General features: G+C 71.0%; 4 protein-coding genes and 1 tRNA gene. 4 read left to right on the top strand and 1 reads right to left on the bottom strand.

What is annotated here, in order from left to right:
* Positions 1 to 61 precede the first annotated feature (61 nt).
* The 3 genes from AB0H49_RS16920 to AB0H49_RS16910 are packed head-to-tail and all read left to right on the top strand — an operon-like array spanning position 62 to position 2,678.
* Positions 62 to 1,117, top strand: coding sequence for an iron ABC transporter permease (locus tag AB0H49_RS16920; protein WP_357252268.1), 1,056 nt, complete (start codon positions 62 to 64; stop codon positions 1,115 to 1,117).
* A 23-nt stretch (positions 1,118 to 1,140) separates the two neighbouring features.
* Complete coding sequence (locus AB0H49_RS16915; protein ID WP_357252265.1) at positions 1,141 to 2,118, top strand: ABC transporter substrate-binding protein; 978 nt, start codon at positions 1,141 to 1,143, stop codon at positions 2,116 to 2,118.
* Positions 2,115 to 2,678, top strand: a complete 564-nt coding sequence (locus AB0H49_RS16910; protein ID WP_357252262.1) for a GNAT family N-acetyltransferase — start codon at positions 2,115 to 2,117, stop codon at positions 2,676 to 2,678. Before AB0H49_RS16915 ends, AB0H49_RS16910 begins: the two co-directional genes overlap by 4 nt.
* Positions 2,679 to 3,047: 369 nt before the next feature.
* Here AB0H49_RS16910 and AB0H49_RS16905 read toward each other — a convergent pair.
* Positions 3,048 to 3,129: transfer RNA gene (locus tag AB0H49_RS16905), tRNA-Leu, on the bottom strand.
* 389 nt (positions 3,130 to 3,518) lie between these two features.
* Between AB0H49_RS16905 and AB0H49_RS16900 the strand changes: the two genes are divergently transcribed.
* Positions 3,519 to 12,875, top strand: coding sequence for a fatty acid synthase subunit beta domain-containing protein (locus AB0H49_RS16900; protein ID WP_357252259.1), 9,357 nt, complete (start codon positions 3,519 to 3,521; stop codon positions 12,873 to 12,875).
* The last annotated feature ends 120 nt before the right edge of the window (positions 12,876 to 12,995 follow it).

Below are 12,995 nucleotides of genomic sequence, written 5' to 3'. Positions count from 1 at the left end.
GCGAACCATGTTGCCAGCGCGCTTCGCGCATGCCGGAGCCGAGCGCCAGCGAGGCGCGGGCATGAGCGTCGACGATCTCGGACATGACCGGCACCGCGCGCACACCCTGCTCTGGGTCGGCGGGCTCACCGGTCTGCTGCTGCTCGTGCTGGTTCTGGCCACCGGCTTGGGACCGGTGTCGGTTCCGCCCGTGACGGTCGCGCGCATCGTCGGGCACCACACCGTCGGGTTCCCCGCGACCGCGGAGTGGACGACGGCGCAGGACGCCATCGTGTGGTTGGTCCGTGTGCCACGAGTCCTGCTCGGCGCGCTGGTCGGCGCCGCGCTGGCCGTCAGCGGCGCGGTCTTGCAGACGCTGGTGCGCAATGTGCTGGCCGACCCGCACATCCTCGGCGTCACCTCCGGCGCCTCCACGGGCGCCGCGGTGTCGCTGCTGTTCGGGGTCTCCGTCGCGGCCGGCGCCCTGGCCGCGAGCGCGTTCGCCGGTGCGCTGGGAGCGACGGCACTGCTGTTCGCCGTCGCTCGCATCAACGGCGCGATGACCTCGCTGCGGCTGCTGCTCGGCGGCGTCACCATCGGATACCTGTTCTCCGCCGCCACCAGCTTCCTGATCTTCGCCTCCGACAATCAGGAAGGCGCACGCACGGTGCTTTTCTGGCTGCTCGGCTCGCTCGGCTCGGCGGCATGGCCGAGCGTGGCGACGACGACCATCGCGACCCTCGCCACCGTCGCCACGCTGGTGCTGCTGGCGCCCCGCCTCGATGTGCTCGCCGCCGGTGACGACACCGCACGCGCACTCGGCATGTCGCCGGTCCGGTTCCGGATGCTCGTGCTCGGCATCGTCGCCCTCGCCGTCGGGGCTGTGGTCGCGGTCGCCGGGGCGATCGGGTTCGTCGGCCTGATCGTGCCGCATGTGGCGCGGCTGTGCGTCGGCTCCGCGCACCGGCAGCTTCTCCCGGTCTCGGCGCTGCTCGGCGCGCTGTTCCTGGTGACCGCGGACGTGGTGGCCCGCACCGCGTTCGCGCCGCGCGAGCTGCCGCTGGGCATCGTCACCGCCGTGGTCGGCGCCCCGCTGCTCCTGGTGCTCATTCGGCGATTCCGGCAGTCCCCCAACTGATTTCCCCTTCGAAAGGACCACCCGTGCCCACCCGTCTCCTGCATCAACGCCGTGCCGCGCTTCCGGTCGCTCTGCTCGCCGCCGCCGTCCTCACCGGCTGCGGGGGCCCCGCGCCCGCCACCACCCCGGCTGCCGACGGCTTCCCGCTGACCATCTCGAGCTGCGGCCGCGACGTCACCTTCACCGCGCCACCGCGCCGAGTCGTCACCGTCGGCTCGGTCGCCGCCCCGCTCATCGCCGCCGCTGGCGCTGCGGACCGCATCGTCACCCGCACCTTCGAGACCGCGCCTCTTCCCGGGCAGTACGCCGACGCGCTGAAGAACATCGAAATCATCGCCCCCACCGGCGAACTCGCGCGAGAGGAGATCATCAACCGGGCGCCTGACCTGGTGGTGAGCTACGAGGGCGCGGCCGTCACCCCCGACGACTTGGCCAAGGTGAACATCCCACTGCTGGTCACCCGCGGCTACTGCCGCGACGCCGCGGGCACGTTCGACGACGTGTTCGCCGACATCGAGCTCTACGGCAAGCTGTTCGGCACCGCCGACGCCGCCACCGCGTCCACCGCCGAACTGCGCGGCCGAGTGGCCGCCGTCGCCGCCAAGCACCCACCGGCCAGCACGTCGGCGAAACCCGCTGCCGCCCTGATCATCTCCCGTGACGGTGCCAAGGTCAGCGCCTACGGCAGCACCAGCACGGTGGCCACCCAGATGCGGATGCTCGGCCTGGACAACATCTTCGGCGATGTGGCCAAGCGCCAGTTCGACGCCAACACGGAGACACTGATCCAACGCGATCCCGAAGTGATCATCCTGCTCACCCAGGGCACGCAGACCCCCGAGTCGGCCACCGCGGCTCTGAAGGAGCGCCCGGAATTCGCCGGACTGCGCGCGGTCCGGGACAACCGCATCATCGCGGTGCCCTTCGGTTACACGGGGCCAGGACCGGTCGCCGTGGAAGGTCTCGAGATTCTCGACCGCGCCCTGGGCGGTCAGCGGTGAGCGCGGACTACGTGGTGCGCCTGGCCGGGCCCGCCGACGTGGCAGGCGCCCGCAGCGTCATGCTCGACACCTTCTACCACGTCTTCGGCATCGGCTACCTGCCCGAATACCACGACGACGTAATCGATCCCGAGTCGGCCTACCTGCGTCACCCGCTCAACCGGCTCTGGGTGGCCGAACACGCCGGACACATCGTGGCCACCACGGCTATCCGCGCCCAGGGACCGCGCCCACCACACCCGCGCTGGCTGACCGAGCGCTATCCCGACCCACGCACCGCCCAGCTGTTCCGCGTCTATGTCCGCCCCGAGCACCAGCGGCGCGGCCTGGCCCGCCGACTGGTGGCGGCAGCGGTCGAATACGTCGACGCCACACCGGAATTCGACGACCTGTACCTGCACACCGACGCACGCACACCCGGCGCTCTCGAATTCTGGCAGAGCTGCGCCCGACTGGTGCACGACGCACGCACCCCCGGCGAGGGATTCCAAACAGTGCATTTCGACATCCCGCTGCCCCGGCACGCCGCCACCGCGCGACGAGAGCACGCTGTGCGGTAGTAGCCCGGCTCAACGAGGCCACGGCCGCGCGGACGTTGCGCCAACGCGCGCCCGTCTGCGCGGCCGACCGGTCACGAAGCCCGTATGCCCGGCGCCTCCCGACACTCGAGCCCGGCTGCGTACCGGTCCAGACCTGACTTCCGCGACGAGCCGCAATGCCGATCCAGAGCATTCGCCGGATCCAGGGCATGATGATTCTCCTGGCCGAATGGCAACCCGAGGTATCCCTGACCGAGTTGCGCAGGGCCGTCGACTCGCTCCTGAACCAGCTCGAAGCTGTCGCAGCCGGCGACACCATTCGCCTGGACGAGGACTCCTTCTGCGCTCGAACACGCATCCGGCGAATGCGGCAAATCTGCCAGGTTTTTGTGCGCGAGAGGGGACTTGAACCCCTACGTCCGTGGACACCAGAACCTAAATCTGGCGCGTCTGCCAATTTCGCCACTCGCGCTTGATGGTACGACCGTCCAAACTCTACCGGGCTTGACCGAGATCGCGAAGCTTCTGTGAGGAGTGTCGTACTGGCCGGTAACACGACCAGGGACTATAACGATTAGATAACGGTCAACATGAGGGGCACTCATGTTTCATACGTGTTGGTAACCGGGTGGACCAGCGGGTTCAAACATGAGGACGGGTCATGTTTTTCATCATTCTGGTACGGACGTACGTAAATACCGGGCGGTAAGAGGGCGCCGACGAGCCAAACGTGAGGATTTCCTCATGATTTTGTGCCATCCTCGCCCGTATCAGGCCTAGAGGTCGAGGACGACCCGCGCACCTATAGGAAGCGGCGTGTCGACTACGGGCATGTCGCCAGGAGAAGGAAGTCGAAGCGTCTTGACGATCAACGAGAGCACCGAGACCGGAACCGGAGCGAGCGCGAAGGTGGTCAGGACTGCCGGGCAGGCAGCCGGCGTGCGATCGCCGCTGCTCGATCGTTTACTGAACGGGACGCCGTACGCGCTGGCCTTCGGCGGGCAGGGCGCGCAGTGGCTCGGCGAACTGGAGGAGATCGGGCGCGACAGCGCGCTGGAGCCGGAGCTGACCGCGTTGGTCAACGAGGCGGCCGCGCTGCTGGAACCCGTTGCGGCACAGCTACTTGTGGTCCGTCCCGTCGGGTTCGACCCGATCGGGTGGATGCTCGAGGACGAACTGGTCGACACCGAGCAGGGTGAGACCTCGGCGGCGCCTTCGGAGCAGGTGCTGCGGTCCGCGTCCGTCTCGATGCCGGGCGTGCTGCTGACGCAGCTGGCCGCGCTTCGGGCGCTGCGGTTGCAGGGTCTCGATTTCGCCGAGCACGCGCCGGTCGCCGTCGTCGGACACTCGCAGGGGAAGCTGGCGGCCGCGGCGGTGCGATCGGGCGGCGCGCGGGACGCGGAGCTGCTGGCGATCGCGCAGTTGATCGGCGCCGCGGGCAATCTGGTGGCGCGCAGGCGCGGACTGATGCCGGTGGGCGAGCGTTCGCCGATGGTGGCGGTATCGAACGTCGATCCCGAGCAGTTGCGCGCGGTGGTCGCGGAGGTCGCCGAAGGCGTGAATCCCGATGCGGCAGCGGTGGTCTCGATCCGCAACGGGCGGCGCAGGGCGGTGCTCTCGGGTGCCCCGACGCAGCTGGAGCGGGTGCGGCAGCGCTGCACGCAGATTTCCGAGGAGCAGACCCGTGCCCGCGACGCGAAGGTGCGCGGCGGTGCGGTGTTCGCCCCGGTCTTCGAGGACGTGCTGGTCGACGTCGCCTTCCATCATCCGGCCCTGGCCGAGACGGTGGAAATGGTGGCGGGCTGGGCCACCCAGTGCGGACTGGACGCGGAGCTGGCCGGTTCGCTCGCCAAGTCCATCCTGGTCGACCCGGTGGACTGGGTGCAGTCCGTCGACGACATGGTCGACGCGGGCGCGCAGTGGATTCTGGATCTGGGCCCCGGCGATCTGCTCAGCCGTATCACCGGCGGCACGTTGAAGGGCAGTGGCGTCGGCATCGTCGCCGCCGCGACCCGCCCGGGCCAGCGCAGCCTGCTGACCCCCGGCGCGGCTCCGGAGCAGGCGCGGCCGTGGTCGGACTACGCGCCGCGCCCGGTGCGGCTGCCGAACGGCCGGATCGTGGTGGAGACCGCGTTCACCAAGCTGACCGGTCGCTCGCCGATCCTGCTCGCGGGCATGACACCGACCACCGTGGACGCCAAGATCGTCGCGGCCGCGGCGAACGCGGGCCACTGGGCCGAGCTGGCGGGCGGCGGCCAGGTGACCGAGCAGATCTTCGCCGACCGGGTCGCCGAGCTGAAGAAGCTGCTGCAGCCCGGTCGCGCGGTGCAGTTCAACTCGCTGTTCCTCGATCCCTACCTGTGGAAGTTGCAGCTGGGCGGCAAGCGCCTCGTGCAGCGGGCCCGCAGCGCGGGCGCTCCGTTCGACGGTGTGATCGTCACCGCGGGCATCCCGGAGCTCGACGAGGCCGTCGCGCTCATTCAGGAGCTCACCGAGGTCGGCATCTCGCACGTCGCGTTCAAGCCGGGCACCGTCGCGCAGATCCGCGCCGTGCTGCGCATCGCCGACGAGGTGCCGGACTACCCGGTGATCATGCACATCGAGGGCGGCAAAGCAGGCGGCCACCACTCCTGGGAGGACCTGGACGACCTGCTGCTGGAGACCTACGCCGAACTGCGCAACCGCGCCAACGTGGTGGTCTGCGTCGGCGGCGGCATCGGAACCCCCGAGCGCGCCACGGAATACCTCACCGGCGCGTGGTCGCAGGCGCACGGCTACCCGGTGATGCCGCTGGACGGCGTGCTGGTCGGCACCGCGGCGATGGCGACGCTGGAAGCGACCACCGCACCCGAGGTCAAGCAGCTGCTCGTCGACACCCCCGGCACCCCGGACTGGGTCGGGGCGGGTACCGCGTCCGGCGGAATGGCTTCGGGCCGTAGCCAATTGGGCGCCGACATCCACGAGATCGACAACGCCGCCTCGCGCACCGGCCGCCTGCTCGACGAGGTCGCGGGCGACGCCGACGCGGTCGCCGCCCGGCGCGCGGAGATCATCGAGGCCCTCGATGGCACTGCCAAGCCGTACTTCGGCGATCTCGGCGCCATGACGTATCTGGAATGGCTGGAGCGCTACGTCGAGCTGGCCGTCGGCCTGGACCGCCGCAAGGACTTCGACTGCGGCAGCGACCTCGGCGACGCCATCCTCGACGCCACCCGTTCGGTGTGGCTCGACATCACCTGGCGCGACCGCTTCGCGGAGATGATGCGCCGCACCGAGTCCCGGCTGCACCCGGCCGACCGCGGCGAGATTCCGACGCTGTTCGCCGACGACGAGGCGTTCGAGCGCCCGGTCGACGCCTTGTGCACGCTGAAGAAGCAGTACCCGGCCGCCGAGCAGACCCTGCTGCACCCCGCCGACGTGCCGTTCTTCATCGCGCTGTGCAAGACGCCCGGCAAGCCGGTCAACTTCGTGCCGGTCGTCGACGCCGACGTGCGGCGCTGGTGGCGCTCGGATTCCCTGTGGCAGGCGCACGATCCGCGCTACTCCGCCGATCAGGTGTGCGTCATCCCCGGCACCGTGTCCGTCGCGGGCATCACCCGGGTGGACGAGCCGGTCGGCGAGCTGCTGGATCGCTTCGAGCAGGACACCGCCTACTCGCTGGTGCGCGAGGGCGTGGTGCCCACCGCGATCGACGCGCGCCGCGCTGCTGGCGTGACGAGCGGCCCGATCGACGCGGTGCTGGCCGCACCGGACGTGGAGTGGGCGGGTCGCACCACCGTGAACCCGGTGCACCGGCTCGGCGACCACACCGAATGGACCGTGGACGGCAAGGGCGCCGTGCACCCGCGCACCGGAGCCACCCTGGTCGAGACCACCGGTCCGGAGGCCGACCACTCCTACGTCGAGCTGACTGTCCCGCTGCTGCGCAGCGACGCGGTGCGCATCCGGATCACCGTGCCCGTTTCCATCTACAACGGCGGTGCGCCGGTCGTCACCGAGGCCGACGCCGAGGCCGCCATGGCGGCGCTGCTCGCGGTCGCGGCCGGGCAGTCGCTGCCGGAGGTCAAGGGCTCGGCGGCGCACGTCAACCTGGCCTGGACCCCGGATCTGATCGCCGACCACGCCGGTGTCACCGGCTCGGGTCTGCCCGCCTCGCTCAGCACGCTGGGCCGCACCGCGCCCGACGTGCTGGTCGGCGCCTGCTGGCCCGCCGTGTTCGCGGTGCTCGGCGCCACCCGCACCGGCGACGCGCGCTCGGTCATCGAGGGCATGCTCGACTTGGTGCACCTCGACCACCAGATCGAGCTGCTGCGCGAACTGCCCAGCACCACGAGCATTCTCGTGGTGCGCGCGGAGTCGAAGTCGGTGCTCGACACCGACATGGGCCGCGTCGTCGAGGTGGAGGTCACCGTCGGCGAGATGCGTGACAAGGGCCTGGACGTGGTGCCGCTGGCCCGGCTCAGTGAGCGCTTCGCCATCCGCGGCCGCAACGGCGCGGGCGAACTGGCCGACCCGCCGCGGGCCGCGGGCACCGCCGCGTCGGCCACCGACACCCCCCGCCGCCGTCGCCGCGACGTCACCCTCGTCGCGCCGCGCGCCATGCACGCTTTCGCCGCGGTGTCCGGCGACCACAACCCGATCCACACCAGCGACAACGCCGCCAAGCTCGCCGGGCTGGGCAGCCCGATCGTGCACGGCATGTGGCTGTCGGCCGCCGCGCAGCACGCGGTGTCCGCCGTGGATCCCGAAAGCTCGGTTCCCGCACGAACTCTCACCGCATGGACCACGCGCTTCCTCGGCATGGTGCGTCCGGGTGCGGAGATCGACGTGCGGGTCGAGCGGATCGCCGTCGACGCGGGCAGCGAGATCGTCGAGGTCTCCTGCCGCACGGGCGGCGATCTCGTGATGACCGCGACCGGCCGCACGAAGGCGCCGAAGACCGTGTACGCCTTCCCGGGGCAGGGCATCCAGCGCAAGGGGATGGGTCTGGACGCCCGGTCGCGGTCCAAAGCGGCCAAGGACATCTGGGAGCGCGCCGACAAGCACACCCGCGAGGCGCTCGGCTTCTCGATCCTGGCCGTGGTGCGCGACAATCCGACCTACCTCAAGGCGCGCGGCGTCGAACACCGGCACCCGGACGGCGTGCTGCACCTGACGCAGTTCACCCAGGTCGCCATGGCGACCCTGGGCGTCGCGCAGGTCGCCGAGCTGCGCGAGGCGGGTGCGTTCGTCGAGGGCGCCATGCTCGCGGGCCACTCGGTCGGTGAATACAACGCGCTCGCCGCGGTCGCCGGGGTGCTGCCGCTCGAGGCGGTGCTCGAGGTGGTGTTCCAGCGCGGTTCGGCGATGCACGAGCTGGTGCCGCGGGATGCCCAGGGCCGCAGCGACTATCGGATGGCCGCCATCCGGCCCTCGCAGATCGGCCTGCCCGACGAGGACGTGATCGGCTTCGTCCAAGGCGTGTCCGAGCAGACCGGCGAATTCCTCGAGGTCGTCAACCTGAACCTGCGCGGCTCGCAGTACGCGATCGCGGGCACGGTGGCGGGCCTGGACGCGCTGGAGACCGAGATCGACCGCCGCCGGGCCGAATTCGGCGGCAAGCGGGCGTTCATCCTGGTGCCCGGCATCGACGTGCCGTTCCACTCCACCGTGCTGCGCAAGGGCGTGCCGGAGTTCCGGCAGAAGCTCGAGCAGCTGCTGCCCGCAGACCTGCGGCCGGACGTGCTGGTCGGCCGTTACATCCCGAACCTGGTGCCGAGGCCGTTCTCGCTGGAGCGCGATTTCGTCCAGGAGATCGCCGACCTGGTGCCTTCGGAACCGCTCGCCGCGGTGCTCGCCGATTTCGACAGCTGGGCGGCCCGGCCCACCGATCTGTGCCGTGTGGTGCTGATCGAGCTGCTCGCCTGGCAGTTCGCCAGTCCGGTGCGCTGGATCGAGACCCAGGACCTGCTGTTCACCGACGCCGAGAACGGCGGGCTCGGTGTCGAGCGGTTCGTCGAGATCGGTCTCGGCGCGACGCCGACCGTGGCGAACCTGGCCAGCCAGACACTGAAGCTGCCCAGCTTCGGCACCGCCACCGTCGAGGTGCTCAACATCGAGCGCGAGGCCGCGGTCGTCTACGCGACCGACACCGACCCCGCCCCGGTCGACGAGCCCGACGAGACCCCGGCCGAGACCGCAGCCCCGGCCGCCGCCGCGCCCGCCGCGGTGGCCGCACCGGCCCCGGTCGCGAGCTCGGGCGGTCCCCGTCCCGACGACATCCTGTTCACCGCCGCCGACGCCACCCGGGTGCTCATCGCCCTGTGGACCAAGCTGCGGCTGGACCAGATCGGCCCGGTGGACACCATCGAGGGCCTCTGCGACGGCGTCTCCTCGCGGCGCAACCAGCTCCTCGTCGACCTCGGCTCGGAACTCTCGCTCGGCGCCATCGACGGCGCGGCCGACGCCGACATGGGCGCGCTCTCGGCCACCGTCGAGCGGCTGGCGCGCACCTACAAGCCGTTCGGTTCGGTGCTCTCCGACTCGATCAACGACCACCTGCGCAAGGTGTTCGGCCCGTCCGGCAAGCGGCCCGCCGCGATCCCCGAGCGCGTCAAGAAGGTGTGGGAACTCGGCGACGGCTGGGCCAGCCACGTCACCGCCGAGGTCTCGCTCGGCACTCGGGAAGGCGTTAGCGTGCGCGGCGGCGATCTCGGCGGACTCGTCTCGGGTGCGCTGAACGACGCGGCCTCGGTCGACGCCGCGATCGACGCGGCCGTGCAGGCCGTCGCCGCCCGGCGCGGTGTCGCGGTGTCGCTGCCCACGGCGGGCGGTGGCGGCGGCGCCACGGTCGACGCGGCGGCGCTCGGCGAGTTCACCGAGCAGATCACCGGCCGCGACGGCGTGCTCGCCTCGGCGGCGCGGGTCATCCTGGAGCAGCTCGGCCTCAGTGATCGGGTGTCGGCGCCGGAGGCCACCGACGACACGCTGGTCGACCTGGTCTCGGCCGAATTGGGTTCGGACTGGCCGCGTTTGGTCGCGCCCGCGTTCGACGCACGCAAGGCGGTGCTGATCGACGACCGCTGGGCGACCGCGCGCGAGGATCTGGCGCGGCTGTGGCTGCTCGACGATTCGCACACGGCCGACGGCTCGGTCATCGGCTTCCTCGGTGCGGGCGAAGCCGTTGCCGCGCAGGCCGAATGGTGGCGCGAGCAGGCCAAGCACGAGGCGCGCTCGGTGCTGGCGGGCCTCTACGAGCGGATTGCCGAGGCCGCGCGCACCACCGAGGAGCCGGGCCTGTGGTCCGACGACATCGCGGTGATCACCGGCGCGAGCAAGGGTTCCATCGCCGCGGCGGTGACCGGACGCCTGCTCGGCGGCGGCGCGACCGTCATCGTCACCACCTCGGGCCTGAACGACGACCGTCTCGGCTTCTACAAGAAGCTCTACCGCGAGAACGCCAGGCACGGCGCCGCCCTGTGGGTCGTGCCCGCGAACATGGCCTCCTACCAGGACGTCGACGCGCTGATCGACTGGGTCGGCAGCGAACAGGTCGACAACGCGGGCGGCGCGAAGGTCAAGATCAAGGACGCCATGACGCCGACCGTGCTGCTGCCGTTCGCGGCGCCGCGGGTGGCGGGCGATCTGGCCGACGCGGGCGCGCGCGCCGAAATGGAGATGCGCGTGCTGCTCTGGTCGGTGGAGCGGCTGATCGGCGGGCTGTCCAAGCTCGGCGCCGATCACGACGTGGACGCGAAACTGCATGTGGTGCTGCCCGGTTCGCCGAACCGCGGCATGTTCGGCGGCGACGGCGCCTACGGTGAGTCCAAGGCCGCGCTCGACGCGGTGGTCGCCAAGTGGCGGGCCGAGAAGTCCTGGTCGTCGCGGGTCACCCTGGTGCACGCGCTGATCGGCTGGGTGCGCGGCACCGGCCTGATGGGCCACAACGACCCGATGGTCGAGGCCGTAGAGAAGGCGGGCGTGCAGACCTGGTCCACCACCGAGATGGCCGACGAGCTGCTCAAGTGGTGCACCTCGCGGGCCCGTCAGGTGACGGTCACCGGTCCGCAGCAGATCGACCTGACCGGCGGACTGGCCAGGGCCAAGCTGGATCTGCCCGCGCTGGCCAAGGAAGCGGCCGAGCAGGAGGCGGCGGAATCCGCGGAAACCGCCGCGGCCGCGACCATTCCGGCCCTGCCCGCCCCGCCGACCATGACCTCGGCGCTGCCGGTGCCCGAATGGGGCGAGGTCACCGCCGACCTGGCCGACATGGTGGTCATCGTCGGCGCGGCCGAACTCGGACCGTACGGCTCCTCGCGCACCCGCTTCGAGATGGAGGTCTCCGACGAGCTCTCCGCCGCGGGCGTGCTCGAACTCGCCTGGACCACCGGCATGGTGACCTGGGAGAACGATCCCAAGCCGGGCTGGTACGACGCCGAATCCGGTGACTACGTTCCGGAATACGAAGTGGCCGAGCGTTACCACGACGCCGTGGTCGCCCGCTGCGGCATCCGCCGCTACGAGGACGACGGCGCCATGCTCGACAACACCGCGCCGCTGATGACCTCGGTCTTCCTCGATCAGGATCTGTCGTTCACGGTCGGCAGCGAGGCCGAGGCCCGCGCCTTCCACGCGGCCGATCCGGAGCACACCGTCGTCACGGCGGTGCCGGACTCCGGCGACTGGACGGTGACCCGCAAGGCGGGCACCGAGATCCGGGTGCCGCGCAAGGCCAAGCTCTCGCGCACGGTCGGCGGCCAGATCCCGACCGGCTGGGATCCCACCATCTGGGGCATTTCCGCCGACATGGCCGCCTCGGTGGACCGGGTCGCGCTGTGGAACATCGTCTGCACGGTGGACGCGTTCCTCGGCTCCGGCTTCAGCCCCGCCGAGCTGATGAGCTGGGTGCACCCCTCGCTGGTCGCCAACACCCAGGGCACCGGCATGGGCGGCATGTCCTCGATGCGCTCGCTCTACGTCGACAACCTGCTCGGCGAGCCGCGGCCCAACGACATCCTGCAGGAGGCGCTGCCGAACGTGGCCCTCGCGCACGTGGTGCAGTCCTACGTGGGCAGCTACGGCGCGATGGTGCACCCGGTGGCGGCCTGCGCCACGGCGGCGGTGTCCGTCGAGGAGGGCGTCGACAAGATCCGGCTCGGCAAGGCCGAACTCGTGGTCGCGGGCGGCTACGACGACCTCGGGATCGAGGGGATCGTCGGCTTCGGTGACATGTCGGCTACCGCGGATTCGGCGACCATGAGCGCCAAGGGCATCAGCGACCGGTACTTCTCCCGCGCCAACGACCGCCGCCGCGGCGGCTTCGTGGAATCGCAGGGTGGCGGCACCGTGCTGCTCGCCCGCGGTGACGTGGCGCTGGAAATGGGTCTTCCGGTGCTCGGCGTGGTGGCCTACGCGCAGTCCTTCGCCGACGGCGTGCACACCTCGATCCCGGCGCCGGGCCTCGGTGCGCTCGGCGCGGGTCGCGGCGGTCGCGAGTCTCGGTTCGCCGCGGAGCTGCGCAAGCTCGGCGTCACACCGGACGAGATCGCGGTGGTGTCCAAGCACGACACCTCCACCGCGGCAAACGATCCCAACGAGTCCGAGCTGCACGAGCGGCTGGCCGGGGCGATCGGTCGTTCGGAAGGCGCACCGCTGTTCGTGGTTTCGCAGAAGAGCCTGACCGGACACGCCAAGGGCGGTGCGGCCGCGTTCCAGCTGATCGGCCTGTGCCAGGTGCTGGAAACCGGTGTGGTGCCGCCGAACCGGAGTCTGGACTGTGTCGACGAGAAGATGCAGGCCTACCCGCACCTGGTGTGGCCGCGCGAGCCGCTGCGCTTCGGCGAGCGGTTCCCGCTCAAGGCCGGTCTGGTGACCTCGCTCGGCTTCGGGCACGTCTCGGGCCTGCTCGCGGTGGTGCACCCGCAGGCGTTCCTCCAGGCCATCGAGCCCGCGCGGCGCGAGGAGTACCAGCGCCAGGCCGAGCAGCGTCAGCTGGCCGGTCGGCAACGGTTCGTCGAGGCCATGTGCGGCGGCGCGCCGCTGTACGAGCGGCCCGCGGACCGGCGGCTCGGCGGAGAAGGCACGCCCGCCAAGCGGATTCGCCAGCTCGAGGCGGACATGCTGCTCTCGCCGCAGGCTCGCCTCGGCGCGGACGGCGCCTACCGCGCCGACGGATTCGGTTGCGGCACGGGCACGGTCATCGTCGGGCAACTCGAGGGCGATGCCTCTTTGGATCGGTGACTTCGGCCACTACCCTTCACTCAGGCCGTCCGGCGCGGGCGGCCGGGACCCGGCGGGAACGCCGGGTCCGGTGAAGCGGGGTGCGGTCGCGCGAACGGCCGCACTCCACGAGGCTCGAGG

It is taken from the genome of Nocardia sp. NPDC050713, from assembly GCF_040654315.1.
GTDB lineage: Bacteria > Actinomycetota > Actinomycetes > Mycobacteriales > Mycobacteriaceae > Nocardia.
The sequence above is the reverse complement of the archived record's forward strand: the minus strand, read 5'-3'. Positions and strand labels throughout refer to the sequence as shown.

Bases quoted from the DNA above. Each gene is read 5' to 3' on its own strand.
- AB0H49_RS16920 (WP_357252268.1), top strand. From the start codon at position 62: ATGAGCGTCGACGATCTCGGACATGACCGGCACCGCGCGCACACCCTG.